We start from the raw sequence: 16,543 nt of genomic DNA on the forward strand, positions 1-16,543 counted from the left end.
GACCGCTCTCTTATGGAAAGAAGGCACTGAAAAGTTCGATACATACCGGAAGGAGAGTGTCTGGCAATCGGCTCAAGCGAGCCGAAGCATCAGGCGCGATATCGAAGCGCGTTCACAAGGAGGGCGAACGCCGCCGATGCCTGCCTCCGGCTCGGATAGTAGAGGTGATAGCCCGGAAATGGCGGACACCAGTCTTCGAGGACGCGGACGAGGCGTCCGTCGCCGATGTACGGCTGCACGACATCCGCTGGCAGATAAGCCAATCCCAGCCCATCCAATGCGGCGTTCAGCCTCAGCGCGATGTTGTTGAATACGAGCTGGCCTTCGACGCGAACCCGCACTTCGCGACCGTCCTTTTCGAATTCCCACGCATAGATGCCGCCATGGGTCGGCAGGCGCATGTTTATGCAGGAGTGCTCGGTGAGATCGTGCGGTGTCAGGGGCTGCGGGCGGCGTGCGAAGTAATCGGGAGAACCGATGGCAGCCATGCGCATGTCAGGCCCGATCCGCACCGCGATCATGTCCTTGGCCACCTGCTCGCCAAGCCGCACACCGGCATCGTAGCGCTCGGCGACGATGTCGGTCAGGCCGTAGTCGACGATGACCTCGACATGGATGTCCGGATAGTCAGGCAGAAGCTTCGCCAAGGCAGGCCAGATGACCGCATTGGCGGCGTGCTCTCCGACCGTGATGCGGATCGCGCCCGCCGGCTTGTCGCGGAATTCGCTGAGTGCTGCGAGCTCGCCTTCGATCTCGTCCATGTGCGGGCCGACGTTCTGAAGCAGCCGCTCGCTCGCCTGGGTAGACGAGACGCTACGGGTGTTGCGGGTCAGCAGCCGGACGCCAAGCCGCTTCTCGAGCCCGGTGATCGTGTGGCTGAGCGCAGACTGGGAAACGCCCAATTTGGCTGCCGCCTTGGTGAAGCTCTGCTCGCGCGCCACGGCGAGGAAGGCAACGAGGTCATTGATCGGCTGACGCGGCATTCATGAAACTTTCTCATAAGGCTTTGCCACTTCTACCATCTAATCATGGGTAATCGCGTGCACTAAATGTCCTGTCATCAGCGGCTCGTTGGCCGCGCGTGTTCGGAAAGGACATTGTCATGAACATCAAACGGAACGGATCAGCTCCCTCCGCCAAGGGACCGACCGATTATTTTACCGGCACAGTCCGCATCGACGCGCCGTTCCAGAGCACTCCTCCGGCACGCGTCGGCGGAGCGACGGTCACGTTCGAGCCGGGAGCACGCACCGCCTGGCATACCCATCCGCTCGGCCAAACCCTGCTTGTCGTCTCCGGCTTCGGCCGGGTTCAGCGTGAAGGCGGGCCGATCGAGGAGATCCGCCCCGGCGATATCGTCTGGTTCGAGCCGGGCGAGAAGCATTGGCATGGCGCATCGCCGACGACCGCGATGACACACACCGCCATTGCGGAGTCGCTCGACGGCAAGGTCGTCGACTGGATGGAACAGGTTTCCGACGAACAGTACCAGGGTTGAACAAGGAGAGACGAAAATGCAGAAGCGTAAACTCGGAAATAGCGGTCTGGAAGTCTCCGCTCTTGGTCTCGGATGCATGGGCCTGAGCTTTGGCTACGGCCCGGCCACGGAGACCCAGGAGGCAATCAAGCTGATCCGTACAGCCTTTGAACGCGGCGTGACGTTTTTCGATAGCGCCGAGGCGTACGGGCCCTACAAGAACGAGGAACTGCTCGGCGAGGCGCTTGCTCCTTTTCGCGACGAGGTGGTGATCGCCACGAAGTTCGGCTTCGATTTCAACGCCGAGGGTGGTCAGAGCGGCATGAACAGCCGTCCAGAACATATCCGGGACGTTGCCGAGGCCGCGCTCAAGCGCCTGAAGACCGATGTCATCGACCTGTTCTACCAGCACCGCGTCGATCCTGCCGTTCCGATCGAGGACGTCGCGGGTACGGTGAAGGACCTGATCAGCGAAGGCAAGGTCAAGCACTTCGGGCTTTCCGAAGCGGGACCGAAGACGATCCGCCGCGCTCATGCGGTCCAGCCGGTGGCAGCACTTCAAAGCGAATATTCGCTCTGGTGGCGTGAGCCCGAGGCAGAGATCATTCCGACGCTCGAGGAACTCGGCATCGGTTTCGTGCCCTTCAGTCCGCTGGGGAAAGGCTTCCTCACCGGCGCGATCAGCGAAACGACGACCTTCGACAGCACGGACTTCCGCAACGTCGTGCCGCGCTTTTCACCGGAGGCACGGAAGGCCAACCAGACGCTTGTCGACGTGCTCGGCGAGATCGCGGCACAAAAGAAGGCAACCCCGGCGCAGATCGCGCTTGCCTGGCTGCTGGCCCAGAAGCCCTGGATCGTGCCCATCCCCGGAACGACGAAGCTGCATCGCCTGGAGGAAAATATCGGTGCGGCGGCTGTCGTGCTGACGGCGGACGACCTCAGCGCCATCGCCGATGCGGTCTCGAAGATCACTGTGCAGGGAGATCGCTATCCGGCGCATCTGCAGGCACGGGTCGACCGTTGACGCCTTTGGCCCAAGGGGACAAACATAGCCGATATCAACCAGCGAGAGGTGAAGCCATGACCGAGGGGATCGAAGGCAAGGTCGTCGTCATAACAGGCGCAAGCAGCGGACTTGGCGAGGCGGCCGCCCGGCTGCTGGCCAAGGGTGGGGCAAAGCTTGCTCTTGGAGCACGGCGCCTCGACAGGCTCCAGGCTCTGGCCGCGGAGCTTTCGCTCGGTGACGATGCCGCCGTCCAGACTGACGTCACCGACTTCGACCAGGTGAAGAACCTGGTCGATCGGGCGGCGAAGCTTCACGGCCGCGTCGACGTCATCATCAACAATGCCGGTCTCATGCCGCACTCGCCGCTGGAGCGCGGCAAGATCGAGGACTGGGACCGGATGATCGACGTCAATATCAAGGGCGTCCTCTACGGTATCGGCGCGGTATTGCCCTACATGAAAGAGCAGAAGAGCGGCCACATCATCAATGTCTCCTCGGTGGCGGGCCACAAGGTCAGGGCCGGCGGAGCGGTCTATGCGGCAACAAAGCATGCTGTCCGGATCATATCCGAAGGCCTGCGGCAGGAGGTGAAGCCCTATAATATCCGCACCACCATCATCTCCCCCGGAGCTGTGGACACCGAGCTGCCAAACAGCGTAACCGAAGAGGACATCGCTCGGAACGTCCGCGCAAGTTACGAAACCATCGCCATCCCCGCCGATTCATTCGCAAGGGTGGTGGCCTTTGCCATGAGCCAGCCGGAAGATGTCGATATCAACGAAATACTGTTCCGGCCGACGGCGCAGGAATATTGAGTTCAAGCAGGCGTCTGATGGCCGCTTGCTACGCTTTGGGAGATGGAAGTGAAACCACGCGTCATCATGCATATGGCGTCCAGCATCGACGGCCGGATCGCGACAAAGCATTGGCCGGAAGACATGATGGCGCAACTGCATGCCGCATATGAGCGCATCCATCATGACCTCAAAGGGGATGCGTGGATCGTCGGGCGCATAACGATGGCGGATTTTGCCGAAGGCGATCCGCAGCCGACTGCCGCGACGGAGACCTATCCGCGTGCTACGTGGAAAGCGGCCAATCGCGGCCCCTATGCCATTGCCGTCGACCAAAGCGCCAGGCTGCATATGAACATCGGGCAGATCGGCGGCGATCCCCTCGTCATGATATTGACGGAAGAGGTATCGGACGACCATCTCGCCGAACTTCGCCGCGACGGCATTTCCTATATCTTCGCCGGACGTTCGGAGATCGACCTGTCGCTGGCGCTCGAAATCCTCGCAGAAGATTTCGGCATCGAGCGGCTGTTGCTCGAAGGCGGCGGCGGTATCAACGGAACCTTCCTGACCGCAGGCCTGGTCGACGAGATCAGCCTCCTGCTGCTTCCGATCGCGGACGGCATTGGGAATACGCCAACGACATTCGACAGGCTTTCCGGAGACGCCAGGCACCTGTCGCTGAAGACGGTGGAACGCCTGGAACAGGATGTCCTGCATCTGCGCTATGACGTCTTGTGAAAGACGATCGGGTGCTTCGGCTAGAGCGGCGCTTGGACGGCTCTTGAATACGTCGGATACGGCCGCAATGCGCGCAAGGCTTTTAGTGAAGACGCCCAACTGGAACCGCCAGGGATGCCGGTGACGACAATCGCTCCTACCAAGATCACAGCAACCAGAGCCTCGCAGACCGTGATGAGCACCATGAACGCTGCCTTCGTCGTGGAGACGCCAAGATCGGCTCGAAACCAGCGGGTCTGAATGGTCACGTACCAGACCAAGACCAACAAAAAGACCGCAAGGCCCGTCGGTATCAATACATCTCCCCCCATACGTACCAAGATCGTCGCTATATTGATGCCGAGCGCGAATGGCGCTGCGACGTAGCACTGGCTGTAGAACGGCGGCCGGAGCGTTCTCCTGTCCAACGACGTCCTGGATTTGCGCAAGAGTTTCGAAGCCATGAACAGAGGGAAGAGGCTGTAGGAGATCTCGCGAAAGATCACCAGATTGGCATCCGCGCTGGCGAGAAAGGATGGAAGAACGACTGATGTTTCCTTGGGCAAAAGGCTTAACTCGAGACTATGGGCAATCACCAAGGTCACTAGAAGAAATAGAGGCGGGCTTAGCGTATCGATATATTGATCGGCTTCATTGTCGAGCAACTCGATATCTGCGTAGCGCATCATTGCCGACGGGTGTCGAAGCGTTCGCCACATTGTTATCGGATAGAACACTATCCACGAGGCAATCTCGTACAGAAACTCCTCGAACGACTTCAACAGCCGCATGAAATCCATTGCAATCCTCGCCTGACGAAATCAGCCAGTATGCATATGGTGGCTAAAAATGCAACTTATAACTGTGAAAAAGCCAACCACCATGGCGCCGCAGAACGCGGGCGGGTCGGCAACAGGCCATCTGGACGCTTTACAAAATGGCGATGATCTCGAGCTCTTGATCGCCTGCGCCCACTACATCGCCAATGGCCTTGCCCATCAGAGACCTTGCCACTGGCGATACGAAGGAAATCGATCCGGTCTTTGGATCCGCTTCGTCCTCTCCCACGATCCGGTACGTCTGCACGCGCCCATCGTTGCGGCCGAAGGTTACAGTGCTCCCAAAGGCAACAGTGTCAGTTGAAGCAGGGCCAGAGACAAGCTGAGCCGTGTGAACTCTTGCCGCAAAGTAGCGCGTATCGCGCAAGGGGTTTGCTGCCTGCCGCCGTCGTTCGTTCACGTCTTCGATCGTGCTGGTCGCATCGTAGGCCTCGCGAGCCTGTTGGAGCTGCGACTCCAGAGCCTTCAATCCCGCTTCCGTAACAAGGTTGGGGTGAGGCGAAATGGTGCGGTCGGGCAGCAGGGTTTCCGAAGCAGTTTCGAAACTCTCTTCCTTGGTGAAGGCAACGGCCAATCTCAAACTCCGTTCAGCGCTGGGCGCTCTTGCAGCGCATGGGGCGATTGCCCTACCCGCTTGGTAGAACCATACATACACCGACAACGGACGAACTACCAATTTTGATCCATCGGTGGCCAGCTCAGGAAGGTCAGTGTCCAAGGTTGCCTGCTGCGGCGATGATCTCTGCCGCAGTCGGGAAGATGGAAAGGCTGTTCGGTCCGTCGAGCGCCTCGATCTGCGTCCAGCCGATCGTTCCGTTCGCATCGACCAGGAAGTGCCCGACGAGCTGGGTGGCGTGGTTCGCTAACATCTCATTATCGGCGTCTTCAAGCTCGAAGCCGTCCTTGGCGTTGAGTATCGTGTTGCCTTCCATCGGCTGCAGCGGTTCCGGCAGCTCTCCCGTCGGGTTGATCCGCGCCGCCTGGAACTGCGCCATCGTTGTGCGATAGGGCCATTCGGGCTGCTCGGTGCTCCCATCGGGCAGAAACGCGGCATGCGGCACGCCGTAGGCCCGATGCGTGCGGCAGTCCGGGTCGCATAGAAGCGTTACCGGCGTCGGTCGGTGGCGGAAATACAGGCGAGCGCGTTCCACCGGCGTGTTGATAACCGCAACGGTCTCCACCCCGGCGGCGCGCAGGACCGGCTGTACGCCGGCAAGCTGCGCCACCTGACGCCGGCAGAACGGGCAGTGCAGCCCGCGAAAGAAGCCGATTACGAACGGGCGACCGCTCAAGTCGGCGAAAGAGACCATTCCCTCGAAGTTGGCCCTGGCCAGTGCGAAAGCGGGCGCGGTTTCTCCAGGCTGCAGCGGGCGTTTCTGGTCTGCCATGGAATAATTCCTTTGCGGCTCGGAGGGTCAGTTCAGAACATGCGCGATCAGAAAATCGAAGAAGGTGGTGTAGCGTTCCCGATTGCCGGAGGCGCCGTCAAGCAAGGTGACTTCCTGGCCACTCTTCCTGGCAGCCCGCGCAAAGCCGGAGCCGAATTGCGGGCTGTGCACCAACGACATGTGGTCGCCTTGAGTATGCTGCAAATCCTCGGAATAGAGAAGCACGGTGGGTGGGGACCCGGCGCCGACAAGATACGAGGGAGAAAGAGCCGCGATATAGCCGAGGAAATTCTCGCGCCTGGCGAGAAAGGAGGAGAAATCCTCCTCCGGCAGGCCAAAGGCGTGGCCGCCATAATTGATCGACGGGCTGACCCAATCACGCATTTCAAAGGGGTCGATCGTCGTCTGCGCATCGATGCCGCCGATTGCCCTCAGCCCTTCCGCGGGCTGGTTCTTCTGTAGCGACAGGCCTAGCCAGAGCGCGTTGAACCCTCCCGCCGAGCCTCCATAGGCAGCAATTCGCCGGCCATCGATACCGACACCGGCGCCGTTCCTCACCAGATATTCATAGGCGGCCTTCGTATCCTCAAGAGGCGCCAGCACAGGCGGAAAGATGCGGTCGCGATCGGCCTCCACAAGATTGCGGTAGTTGATCGCCGCCACCGCGACACCCTTTGACAGCATGTAGTCCAGGTCATCCCGGGAGATGAACCGTTTGTCGCCATTCCACCAGCCGCCGCCATGGATGTAGATGATAACAGGAAATGGCCCTGCACCAGAGGGCTTGTAGATATCCATCCTGTTGCTGGTTCCAGGACCGTAGGCGATGTCCCTGATCTCCGGACCCCTCAGCCCGGCAAACGCCAGGTGCATGCCGACCAGTACGCAAAGACACAACATTGTCAGGGCACCTACGGCCCCTGCAGCTTTGTGGATGGGGACAAATGCACAAAAGTATAAGTCGGAGTCACTATTATGCGGTAGACCTGATTAGGATCATTGCTGCCTGCCTGGTCGTGTTTTATCATTTTTCGTCTTTCGTCAATTCCATGACCGGGGAGCTGGCCTTCCCTTTCCTCTCGCCTTTCGCCCACGTGGGTGACGTCGGCGTCGAGATTTTCTTCGTCATTTCCGGCCTTGTCATCGCAATGAGCGCCGAGAACGCCCGCGGCCTGCAGGGCGCCTTGAAGTTCATTCATCTGCGCGCATTGAGAATTCTGCCGGCGCTCTGGATATCGAGCCTTATCGGCTTTGCGGTGTTGTCGCTGGCCGGCGAGAGCGTGCCTTCGCTCGTCATCCGCCTCCTCAAAACCGCAACGCTCTCACCGATTGGCCCGTATATCGATGGCGTCGTGTGGTCTCTGGTCGTTGAAGCCGTGTTCTATACGACAGTCGGTATCACGATCATCGCTGCCGCCCGGATCTCGTTGGAAATGCTCGCCAAGATGATCTGTGCTGCAAGTACCGTCTATCTGGTCGTCTGGACCGCCGCTTTCCTCACCAACGAGCAACTCTACGAGCTGCTTTCCCGTTTCCCTTCCAAGGTTTTCCTGTTGCGCTACGGCGTCTTCTTCGCACTGGGCATGCTGCTGTGGTCCGGCATGCGCGGTAGGCTTTCGGCCCCGACCAGAGGCACCTTGCTGCTGGCGGGAATTATGTGCATCGTGGAAATCGTTACCTACAGGGAGCTGCGGTGGGGCGCCGGCATTGCGGCGGCCAGCATCTGGATTGCCGCAATCTCGTTCACGGTCGTTGGCATCGTCCATGCCGATGCGATCGAGGGCAGGCTCCAAGACCGTGAGCGGAAGATCATCCGGTACCTCGGCAGCTACAGCTATCCGCTCTACCTCAATCACTACACGTTCGGTGCCTTCATCCTGCAGTCGCTCTTGAACGTCTTTCAGCCGGCTTCTCAACTATCGACGGCAGCGCTTTTTATCGTGTCGGCCGGCGCGGTACTGATGATAGCGGCCTTTGTCGCATCTGCGGAAAAACTGGCTGCGAGGCCCTTCAGGTTGCGGCCCTCTGCACAGCTGGAGCAACCGGCGCGGATCTCCGCGCCGGTCTCAGTGCCCGAAGGGCTTCAGTGATTTTTATTCGGGCCCTTGCCGGTCACGGGATTGCACATCCTTACCTTGCAGTTCGGATCATCGCGCGTCGGCACGGTCGCGCTGGACATGCTTCCCTGCCCGATGCAGGACATCGAATTTGCGACGTAGCGATTATACATCATCAGGTTCGGGTCGCGATGCGATGGGTAGCGCAACACGATCGAGCCCTCCTGAGCGATCTTGTCGTGGATGGCCGAACAGGTAAGCGAGCTGGAGTCGTGGCGGGACATTGCCATCGCGTTTGATGCCAGCATTGCGAATGCTGCGAGCAGAATCATCTTTTTCATTGGGGGACTTCTCTTATTCAGTGACAGACGTTGCTGTTGCATAATTCCGTGATCGGATTCGATTCAGGGATAAAATTATCCAACATTTCAGAGGGATAGAGTGACCCTAGCGGCCCTTCCGGACACGCGCCACCCTATCGAACGTCGCCATTATCCCGCATCAGTGCCATCGTATTTGTGACAGAACGGTATCAGTTGGCCATGCTGCGGTGCGGCAACACGTCGCTAGCGCCGATGAAGGCGCTGCCATCAGCGGCCCATCCTGACCTGTTGGCCGCCTTGAGAACAGTTACCGCACCGCGGCGGTCAGGGCGAACATGGCGCCCTGGGGGTCGAGGCACTGCAGGACCCAGGCGCCGGGGACCTCCGTCGGGCCGTTGATGATCTGCCCGCCGGCCGCGGTCACGCGCTCGGCGGCGGCGTCGATGGCGGGGACGGTGAAATAGAAGATCCAGGACGGCGTCGGCATGGTTTCCGGCTTTTCCATCATGCCGCCCATCTCGCCGCCTTCAAGGCCGAAGATCTTGTAGATGCCCATCGCGCCCATGTCGAAATCGCGGCTCAGCTGCCAGCCGAAAGTCTTCGAATAGAAGGAGAATGCCTCCTCGCTGTCGTCGGCATAGAGCTCGTGCCAGCCGGTGTAACCAGGCGTGTCCTGCGGGGGCGGTGGTTGCCGGCTCGACAACCCCCGGAAAAGCGCGAAGGCCGCACCCTGCGGATCGCCGACGATGGCGAAGCGTCCGATGCCCGGAATATCGGCCGCGGCGCGATGGACGACGCCGCCGTCGATGACGATATCGGCTGCCAGCGTGTCGACATCGTCAACGGCGATGTAGCCGAGCCATAATGGCGGGATGCCCATGCTGCGGGCGCTTTCGGGCAGGCTCATTGCGCCTGAGACCGGACGGCCGTCGACGGTGAACATGGTGTAGTGGATGCCCTCGACCCCTGCATCCTGCGTCTTCCAGCCGACGACCTCGCTATAGAAAATCTCCGCCGCGGCCATGTCACTCGTCATCAACTCGTACCAGACGAACTTGCCATGCGTATGCGCCATTTCCATCTCCCCGGTCAGCGCCTACTTCCCAACGAAATGGTATGGGGCAATCCGCAGCGACACAAGCTGCAAAACCGAACGTTTTCAGGCCAGATGCGCTTTTTAGGCTGTCGGAGAAGTTTGGTTTACTCTCCGTTACACGCGACGGCGATATTGCATCGTCATGAGCTGGCGCCAGCTGCCATCAGGCGTGAGGATATGCGAGGTAAAAGTGCGGTTGTCATCGTCCTCGAAGGAGACGCACTCCTGGTAGCGCGCCGTGCGGCCCTTGGTCTCGACATCAGGCCCTTCCGTCTCCAGAAGCAGCGTGCGACCGCTCTCGTCCAGCCGGCCCTCATAGATCCACATATGATTGATGACGCTGTCGATCCAGTTGCCGACATATCTTCCCTTATCGGGATCGTAGCCGAGCGTCAGCATGGTGGAAGCGGCGCCGCCACCCGGCATTTCGCCATGCCCCTCCGCCACGACCCAGAGGCCGTGCAGCGAACGGACGGTTTCCCGCCAGGTCGCATGCTCCGGATTGCTGGCCATGGCGTCGGCAACGATATCCCAGTTGCCGACGAGCTTTTGCAGAAACGCATGTTCCTTCGTCGGTGTGGCGGTTTTCATCTTCCAGTCCTCCCGGCAGTGACAGCGCTCCAAATCAGTGGACGTGAGCCTGTTGTTTCGCCATCCCGTATTCGTCGTGGCGACGGACGAAATCCATCGTCGAACCTTCGTTTCTGCCCTTGGGCGCACGATCGAGGATCATCAGAGTGCCGATCAGGTCTTCGGGACCGCGGCCATAGCTGGAATAGGTGTGGAAGACGTTGCCCGCCTCGTCCCTGTAGAAGGCGCTGAGGCCCGGAAGCTCGTCGTTGCCGTTGGCGGCGTCGATGGCGGTGAAGTTGTAGATCACCTTGTCCTTCGCCAGATCCTCCTCGGTGAAGGAGACGTTATAATCGAAGTTGAAGGTGCTGCCGGCCGACGAAACCCAGGGGAAATGCCAGCCCATGCGCTTCTTGTAGGCATCGATCTTGGCAAGCGGCGCGCGCGCAACGGCAACCAGCGTTACATCGTGATTGGTCAGATGCGGAAGGGCACCGTCGAGATGGTCGGCGAGGAACGAGCAGCCGGGGCAGCCGGCCTCCCAGTTGGGTCCGAGCATGAAGTGATAGACAATCAGCTGGCTGCGGCCGTCGAAGAGTTCGGAAAGGGTCTTCCTGCCGTTTGCGGTGTCGAAGACGTAATTCTCCTCGACCTTGACCCAGGGCATAGCCGCACGCTCGGCATTGAGCCGATCACGCATCCGGGTCATTTCCTTTTCCTTGGCAAGCAATTTACGGCTGGCTTCGAGCCATGCGTCGCGCGAAACGATCTGGTTCATCTTACTACGCCCTCCTCGGCGTGTTCGTTGTTCCCTATCTTGACATTTACATTGATATCAATATTACTATGGCATGTCAAATACTACAGAGATTCCTTTCGCCACGACGCTGCTGGTTCGCGACAATTGCCTTTGCCTCCACGTCCAGCGCGCCGCCCGCGCTCTTGCCCGCCGCTTCGATGTCGCGCTGCGGCCGCTGGGGCTGACCAACGGGCAGTTTTCGCTGATGATGTCTCTAAACCGCCCTCACCCGCCTGGCATGAAGCCCGTTGCCGATCTTCTGGCGATGGACCAGACGACGCTGACGGCCGCGCTGAAGCCGCTGGAGCGTCGCGGCTGGGTGACCATCGCCCGCAATCCCGACGACAAACGCGGCCGGCTGCTTTCCCTGACACCGGACGGCAAGGCTATCCTTTCAGCCGCAGTGCCGATCTGGGAAAAGACCCACGCGGAAGTCGAGGCAACGCTGCGCTCGGGCGGCGCGGACAATCTGCGGGCGGATCTTTTGGCGCTCTGCTGAACTGCGATCGAGGGCGCTCGAGACTTGATTCAGGAGGACTGCTCACCTATAAAGTAGTCATATGTGACCTTTATGGAGAATTTGGCATGTCAACGGTTAGCCTCAAGGATGCCAAGGCCGGGTTCTCGAACATGGTCGACAAGGCCGCGGCCGGCGAATTCGTCACGATCACCCGGCACGGAAGACCCGCTGCCGTTATCGTCAGCGTCGGCGCCGCGGAAGCAGCAAAGAAGGCGCTCCAAAAGGAGCAGCCTAGCCTCGTTCAGTACCTCAAGACTTTTCCAGCCGATTTTGACCTGGAGGATGATGTCTTCGCCCGGAATCCTGCACCGTCGCGAGACGTCGACCTGTGACCGGCTATCTCCTCGACACCAACGCCATCTCGATGTTCTCGCCCTCGAGGGCAAGCGCGACGCAGGCGTTTTGCGACTGGATGGACGAGCAGGAAAAAGTGAACGGCATTTACCTCTCGGCGATGACTATCCACGAGATAGAAAAGGGCGTGCACCTGTTGCAGCACAGGGGCGCAACCGTGAAAGCGGCCGGCATCCGGTTTTGGCTCAAGGGGCTGGTTTCCATATATGGCCACAATATCCTGCCGCTCGACAGAGACGTCGCCGTAGAGTCTGGACAGCTAGAGGCATTGGCGGTTGCATCCGGGCACAATCCCGGAGCCGCCGATGCCGTCATTGCCGGCACGGCAAAATTTCACCGATTGACGGTCATCACGCATAACCTGAAACACTTCCAACCCTTCGGCGTGGCCGCACAAGGCCCGGATCAAGTCGGCGTCTAGCGCGCTGGGTCCGGCTTGCCGCCACCCTCGCGGCGCATTACGCTCTCTAAATGAAAGCAGGCGCTCCCCGGCGCCGTAGCTTCCCAAAGGAGAGTGTCGCATGGCTGATCTTTCGCGGTTTACAGACGAGCAGATTGCGGCGGCCAGGCGGTATAGCGCCACGACGCCGCCCGATGATCTGGACCCGCGGATCGAGGTGCTGGTGAAGGACCTGATCGGCAGGGTCGCCGACAAATGGACCATGCTGATCCTGGAGGTTCTCGCAGAGAAGGGCGAGCTACGCTTCACCCGGATTGGAGAGTTCGTCGGAGGGATAAGCCAGAAGATGCTGACGCAGACGTTGCGCCAGATGGAGCGCGACGGGCTGGTCAAGAGGACCGTTCATCCCGTCGTGCCGCCGAAGGTCGAATACAGGCTGACGCCGCTCGGCATGAGCCTCGGCGCTGCCTTCTGCGGCGTCTGGATCTGGGCGGCAGAAAACCTCCAGCAGGTGGAGGAAGCGCGCCGAGAATTTGAGAAATAAGGTGCAGGGCACCGGCAGCTTCCATCATATCGCCTGACGGGCCAGCCTCGGATCACCTGAAAAATCCGCGCTGACGAAGCCGATGCGGGTTTTCGGAAATTCGCACAGGGCCTGTACGCCCGTGGCCGAAAGGCGGATGCGCCATGTCTGGCGCTCCACCGGTTCGCGGGCGGCAAAGCCCAGCGCTGTCAGAAGCGCGAGGTTCTTCCCGGCGTGCGGATCGCGGACAGAGCGGTAGAGGATCGCCTCGATGCCCCCTGCCCGCGCCGCTTCGGCCAGCGACTGGCAGGGGCCGTATTCGAGGGGATCGCTCCAGGCCTTGCGGTCCTTATCAAGCGGCGGCCTTGTGAGATCGATGGAGCGCTCGGTGGCGACGGATGCGGCAAAGGCGGTATATTCGGCTGCATTGCCCGGCAACGGCGTGTCTGGCGAGTCCGCAAAGAACAGCAGCCGATAGAACGCCATCTCGGCCAGCGCCGTTTCCACCTTTTCGGAGGCGTAGAACACGCCGAGCGTTCGCCCTGCGCGGCGAAAGCGCGAGCCGTGCGGATAGACGGCGCCGTAGCGGAAGGGTGTGGCCAGCAGATAATCGAGGCCGGCGCATTCCGGCGGCAGGGCCGGCTTGCTTTCTTCCAGCAGCTGTTCGAGCAGCGCCTGCTCCTCGAGATTATCCACCAGTTTCAGCGTCGAGACCTGATGCTGGGCCTCCACCAGCCGCCAATAGCGGCCGGCGACAGGCAGCGCCTCAGACGAGAGCGCGGCGGGCGTCCAGGTATGCAAGGACATCGGTCAATCCGGAAATGGAGATGATCTTTTCGACGGGTGGGGCGCCGAGCGCGAGATTTGCATTGCGCAGCCATTGCCGCGCCACAGCCTCGTCGCCGCCGACGATGGCATCGAGCGAGCGGAACAGCCGCACGAGAAGGATCGCCAGCTCGAAGGACTTGCTACCACGCTCAAGACTGAGGTCCTGCCGCTTCATCCGCGATACCGTCGCCTCGGAAACCCCGATCACCGCCGCCAGCGTCCGAGCGCTGAGCCCCAGCCTATCCGCCGCATTCACCGCCGCCTTGGTAATGACCGCCGCCTCCCTGGCGCCGGGTCTTTCAGCCGTTTGGACCATTGCCATGAGAATTCCTTTCCTCAGCAAATATATAGACGATTATTTGCAGAAGAAAAGAAGTATGTTGGATTTTCGGTGGCGCTCGATGGCGAAAGCTTGGGTGGAGGAGGTAATTGCGCCATTGCCGTGGGCCGACTGCGAACAAAGCTCTTCCGGATTGCGCCATTTGCGGACGTCGGCGGTCACGCTTCTCGCTAAAGGCCCGACGGTTCCACGGACAACCAGGCTTTGTGGCGCTCCTTTAATTCGACGACCTCAGCCGTGGAAGTCGGGAAAATGTCGAAGCCGCCATCGTACGGCGCGAATACCTTACCAGTCTGTCGGTTGCACCAAAGCGTCGGCCCTGTGGCGTCGTCGGCAACGTCTTTCAGAAGATCATTGAAGACTTCTTCTCGCCAGAAAACACATGACACCGATGCTACCCAATGAAAATCATCGTCATCGTCACGAAATCTAAGCCCAGGATCAGGATTGGTCTCAAGGGGCTTCCAGTACGGCTTTGAATACCCTTCGATCCGACACTGAACCAGCCAGCATTCGGCGTTTCTTCCAAGGGTGTCATTCGCCAAAGTGATCGCCCTTCGCCGAATTTCGCCGCGCTCTTCGTCGGTCTCCGCATACCGGACGGAGTCAGCTAGAGCGTGAAAACGAACCCACGGCTTTCCCGCTACCTCTATTAACATGAATGCCAAAGGCGGGGTGTCGCCGTGAAAACGTGACCAGTCACTTTCGAACGCTAGCATCTTCACGTCGATCCCACTGGCTGATCAATCGAAGTTTTAATCATACTGAATCGACGTGGCTTCGCAATAAACTCCGCACTGGGCCGACAGGCGGAAGTCCGGAACCTTCCGGATCGCGCCAATAGGAGACGTTAGCTTCAGGTCGCTCGTGCGGCCTCCCTTGTCTCCCTTCCGGCTGAAATTCTACATGTGCGCGAACTGAAACCCCGCCATCTGAAACCCTCCCGATCACAGGAGAATCTGCCCACCGAAGGAGCCAGAATCCATGTCATTAGAGACCGACTAATGACACCGAAGGTCTCGTCGGCCCTCCGGGAGCCCCTGCGGGGCTAGGTACATTATTGATGCCATCATGGGAAGCTCAAGTCCAAACCGAGCATCCTGCTAAGGATGAAGGCGACGAGCCCCACGCCTAGTAGCGCTAGAACGAAGACTGCGGCCATCTTGCCGCCCGAGCGTAGTACCGCTCGCCTCTCCCCCTTCTCCCCTTGATCGTAATGCCACTTGATGGCGAAGAACATGGCCGTGCCTAACGCGAGAACCTTAAACGTAACGAAGACTATAGGGACCCAATCCATCATAAAGACCCTCTTGTGCATCAGCTAGGCGCCTTATGATCTCATCTTAGGCAAACGCATACGCCTTGTTATGCAACGCTGATATGTAACAGCAGGTGGCGGCTTCCTGGCTTGTATCGTTGGGTTCGGTTAATGTCCGCCTCGGGCCAACCCGAGACGCCGGCCTGGGTCTCAAGTGCCGCAGGAACGGTCTTCCCAGCATAGTTTCGCGCGATGCTTACGGCGCATCCTGGATATCGAAGCGAACGATCTTGTCGGCTTCCAGGCGGAAGATGTGCGTTACGGTCTTGTCCTTTAGGCCATGGGTTTGCCCCTCCAGCGGCTGGCCGTTGAGGTCAAACACTGACTGGATCACCTCGACAGCTACGGCACCATCTTTCGTTTCTTCGAATGCTGCCGGCTCAACGTGTGGGCTAACGACAGCCCATTGACGCGTCCAGTAGTCGCGCACGGCCTCGCGACCATGGACGTGGCCTCCATCCATGCCGTTGGCCCAGGCGACATCATCGGCAAGTACGGCAAGTACACCATCGATGTCTCTCGCGTTGAAGCTGTCATAAATGCGCTTGAGCATTTGGATGTCATTTTCCGACATATCGTTTCCTCAATGAAGATTGAAAGAATAGCTGGGCGGCATCGAAGCGACATTGCCTACTACCGCGTATCGAGATATATATGTACATATGTATCTCGTAGTCAAGCACAGCAAGGGGTGAGCGGAATGGATGAAGACGTGCTTTCTACGCCGGGGCATCTCATCAGTCTTGCGGCGCGGGGGTTTGCCCGCCTTAGCGAAACACGCCTTAAACCGCTCGGCTTCGGTGTTGGCCAGTTGCCTGTGCTGGTCGCGCTGCAGAATGGTAACGCGAGCACGCAGCGCGACCTCGCCCGCTTCGCCAGGGTAGAGCAACCGCCGATGGCCCAGATGCTCGCTCGCATGGAGAGGGATGGCTTGATAAAGCGGACACGCGATCCGGCGGACGGTCGGAGCAGCCGTATCGTGCTGACCAAGGCCGCACAGGAACGCATGCCTGAGGCAACTGCGACCCTGTTCCAAGGGAATCGTGAAGCATTGACCGGGTTTACGGATGCGGAAGCGGTGCAACTTGTCGATCTGCTTGAGCGGCTGATCGAAAATCTGGATCAAATCGCGAGCGCAGAGCCTTCGTTGCGCGATTCATGAGTTCTGTGACGAAGACCCGCGACCAG

Annotated in this window: 24 protein-coding genes; 10 read left to right on the plus strand and 14 right to left on the minus strand. The window is 59.8% G+C overall.

The genetic code is table 11. The features are described 5' to 3' along the window. Window positions 1–89: 89 nt before the first annotated feature. Entirely contained in the window at window positions 90–983 is an 894-nt protein-coding gene (locus CPY51_RS02880; protein ID WP_111158513.1) for a LysR family transcriptional regulator, read from the minus strand. Between the two features lie 119 nt (window positions 984–1,102). Here CPY51_RS02880 and CPY51_RS02885 point away from each other — a divergent pair, with 119 nt between their 5' ends. From CPY51_RS02885 to CPY51_RS02900, 4 genes are read left to right on the plus strand one after another with little or no spacing between them, the layout of a single operon-like run. Continuing rightward, window positions 1,103–1,498: a (R)-mandelonitrile lyase gene (locus CPY51_RS02885; RefSeq protein WP_111158514.1), complete on the plus strand. Its 396-nt coding sequence runs from the start codon at window positions 1,103–1,105 to the stop codon at window positions 1,496–1,498. 16 nt (window positions 1,499–1,514) lie between these two features. Then, window positions 1,515–2,504, plus strand: a complete 990-nt coding sequence (locus tag CPY51_RS02890; protein ID WP_111158515.1) for an aldo/keto reductase — start codon at window positions 1,515–1,517, stop codon at window positions 2,502–2,504. Between the two features lie 56 nt (window positions 2,505–2,560). Continuing rightward, a complete protein-coding gene (locus CPY51_RS02895; RefSeq protein WP_111158516.1) occupies window positions 2,561–3,301 on the plus strand; it encodes an SDR family oxidoreductase in 741 nt (246 codons plus the stop codon). Window positions 3,302–3,349: 48 nt separating this feature from the next. Next, window positions 3,350–4,021, plus strand: a complete 672-nt coding sequence (locus CPY51_RS02900; RefSeq protein ID WP_111158517.1) for a dihydrofolate reductase family protein — start codon at window positions 3,350–3,352, stop codon at window positions 4,019–4,021. A gap of 20 nt (window positions 4,022–4,041) precedes the next feature. Here CPY51_RS02900 and CPY51_RS02905 read toward each other — a convergent pair whose 3' ends face one another. The 4 genes from CPY51_RS02905 to CPY51_RS02920 all read right to left on the minus strand — a co-directional run bounded on the left by CPY51_RS02905 (window position 4,042) and on the right by CPY51_RS02920 (window position 7,127). Beyond that, complete coding sequence (locus CPY51_RS02905; RefSeq protein WP_111158518.1) at window positions 4,042–4,800, minus strand: permease; 759 nt, start codon at window positions 4,798–4,800, stop codon at window positions 4,042–4,044. Between the two features lie 130 nt (window positions 4,801–4,930). Further along, window positions 4,931–5,413: a transcription elongation factor GreA gene (gene greA / locus CPY51_RS02910; protein WP_111158519.1), complete on the minus strand. Its 483-nt coding sequence runs from the start codon at window positions 5,411–5,413 to the stop codon at window positions 4,931–4,933. Window positions 5,414–5,546: 133 nt separating this feature from the next. Further along, window positions 5,547–6,227, minus strand: a complete 681-nt coding sequence (locus CPY51_RS02915) for a redoxin domain-containing protein (protein ID WP_111158520.1) — start codon at window positions 6,225–6,227, stop codon at window positions 5,547–5,549. Between the two features lie 27 nt (window positions 6,228–6,254). Further along, the gene (locus CPY51_RS02920) at window positions 6,255–7,127 is read right to left on the minus strand and encodes an alpha/beta hydrolase (protein WP_111158521.1); all 873 of its coding nucleotides are present in this window, start codon (window positions 7,125–7,127) and stop codon (window positions 6,255–6,257) included. A gap of 44 nt (window positions 7,128–7,171) precedes the next feature. On the opposite strand from CPY51_RS02920, the gene CPY51_RS02925 reads away from it, so the two are divergent. Continuing rightward, a complete protein-coding gene (locus CPY51_RS02925) occupies window positions 7,172–8,317 on the plus strand; it encodes an acyltransferase family protein (protein ID WP_111158522.1) in 1,146 nt (381 codons plus the stop codon). Here CPY51_RS02925 and CPY51_RS02930 read toward each other — a convergent pair. The 4 genes from CPY51_RS02930 to CPY51_RS02945 all read right to left on the minus strand — a co-directional run bounded on the left by CPY51_RS02930 (window position 8,311) and on the right by CPY51_RS02945 (window position 11,051). Beyond that, entirely contained in the window at window positions 8,311–8,625 is a 315-nt protein-coding gene (locus tag CPY51_RS02930) for a hypothetical protein (RefSeq protein ID WP_111158523.1), read from the minus strand. The genes CPY51_RS02925 and CPY51_RS02930 overlap by 7 nt on opposite strands. Before the next feature lie 289 nt (window positions 8,626–8,914). Beyond that, window positions 8,915–9,682 carry a VOC family protein gene (locus CPY51_RS02935; RefSeq protein WP_111158524.1) on the minus strand — a complete coding sequence of 256 codons (768 nt, stop codon included), beginning with the start codon at window positions 9,680–9,682 and terminating at the stop codon, window positions 8,915–8,917. Between the two features lie 135 nt (window positions 9,683–9,817). Beyond that, window positions 9,818–10,294: a DUF1579 domain-containing protein gene (locus CPY51_RS02940; RefSeq protein WP_111158525.1), complete on the minus strand. Its 477-nt coding sequence runs from the start codon at window positions 10,292–10,294 to the stop codon at window positions 9,818–9,820. Between the two features lie 34 nt (window positions 10,295–10,328). Then, window positions 10,329–11,051 carry a DUF899 domain-containing protein gene (locus CPY51_RS02945; protein ID WP_111158526.1) on the minus strand — a complete coding sequence of 241 codons (723 nt, stop codon included), beginning with the start codon at window positions 11,049–11,051 and terminating at the stop codon, window positions 10,329–10,331. A gap of 73 nt (window positions 11,052–11,124) precedes the next feature. On the opposite strand from CPY51_RS02945, the gene CPY51_RS02950 reads away from it, so the two are divergent. From CPY51_RS02950 to CPY51_RS02965, 4 genes are all read left to right on the plus strand, one after another. Next, on the plus strand, window positions 11,125–11,571 hold the full coding sequence (locus CPY51_RS02950; protein WP_111158527.1) for a MarR family winged helix-turn-helix transcriptional regulator: 447 nt from the start codon (window positions 11,125–11,127) through the stop codon (window positions 11,569–11,571). 86 nt (window positions 11,572–11,657) lie between these two features. Further along, window positions 11,658–11,924: a type II toxin-antitoxin system Phd/YefM family antitoxin gene (locus CPY51_RS02955; protein WP_111158528.1), complete on the plus strand. Its 267-nt coding sequence runs from the start codon at window positions 11,658–11,660 to the stop codon at window positions 11,922–11,924. After that, on the plus strand, window positions 11,921–12,367 hold the full coding sequence (locus tag CPY51_RS02960) for a type II toxin-antitoxin system VapC family toxin (RefSeq protein WP_111158529.1): 447 nt from the start codon (window positions 11,921–11,923) through the stop codon (window positions 12,365–12,367). Before CPY51_RS02955 ends, CPY51_RS02960 begins: the two co-directional genes overlap by 4 nt. Before the next feature lie 100 nt (window positions 12,368–12,467). After that, window positions 12,468–12,890 carry a winged helix-turn-helix transcriptional regulator gene (locus CPY51_RS02965; protein ID WP_111158530.1) on the plus strand — a complete coding sequence of 141 codons (423 nt, stop codon included), beginning with the start codon at window positions 12,468–12,470 and terminating at the stop codon, window positions 12,888–12,890. Between the two features lie 24 nt (window positions 12,891–12,914). Here the strand turns inward: CPY51_RS02965 and CPY51_RS02970 are convergent, their stop codons facing one another. The 5 genes from CPY51_RS02970 to CPY51_RS02990 all read right to left on the minus strand — a co-directional run bounded on the left by CPY51_RS02970 (window position 12,915) and on the right by CPY51_RS02990 (window position 15,929). Continuing rightward, window positions 12,915–13,676, minus strand: coding sequence for an RES family NAD+ phosphorylase (locus tag CPY51_RS02970; RefSeq protein WP_111158531.1), 762 nt, complete (start codon window positions 13,674–13,676; stop codon window positions 12,915–12,917). Beyond that, entirely contained in the window at window positions 13,636–14,013 is a 378-nt protein-coding gene (locus CPY51_RS02975; RefSeq protein ID WP_420820661.1) for an antitoxin Xre-like helix-turn-helix domain-containing protein, read from the minus strand. Before CPY51_RS02975 ends, CPY51_RS02970 begins: the two co-directional genes overlap by 41 nt. Before the next feature lie 194 nt (window positions 14,014–14,207). Further along, window positions 14,208–14,756 carry a DUF3885 domain-containing protein gene (locus CPY51_RS02980; protein WP_111158533.1) on the minus strand — a complete coding sequence of 183 codons (549 nt, stop codon included), beginning with the start codon at window positions 14,754–14,756 and terminating at the stop codon, window positions 14,208–14,210. Between the two features lie 350 nt (window positions 14,757–15,106). Further along, window positions 15,107–15,334 (minus strand): hypothetical protein, encoded by a 228-nt coding sequence (locus tag CPY51_RS02985; protein ID WP_111158653.1) that lies wholly within the window; start codon window positions 15,332–15,334, stop codon window positions 15,107–15,109. Window positions 15,335–15,551: 217 nt separating this feature from the next. Then, window positions 15,552–15,929 carry a nuclear transport factor 2 family protein gene (locus tag CPY51_RS02990; RefSeq protein WP_111158534.1) on the minus strand — a complete coding sequence of 126 codons (378 nt, stop codon included), beginning with the start codon at window positions 15,927–15,929 and terminating at the stop codon, window positions 15,552–15,554. 126 nt (window positions 15,930–16,055) lie between these two features. On the opposite strand from CPY51_RS02990, the gene CPY51_RS02995 reads away from it, so the two are divergent. Then, window positions 16,056–16,517, plus strand: a complete 462-nt coding sequence (locus CPY51_RS02995) for a MarR family winged helix-turn-helix transcriptional regulator (RefSeq protein WP_111158535.1) — start codon at window positions 16,056–16,058, stop codon at window positions 16,515–16,517. Window positions 16,518–16,543 lie beyond the last annotated feature (26 nt).

Origin of the sequence: Arminella tubonensis (genome assembly GCF_003240585.1) — a bacterium.
Lineage (GTDB): Bacteria > Pseudomonadota > Alphaproteobacteria > Rhizobiales > Rhizobiaceae > Rhizobium > Rhizobium tubonense.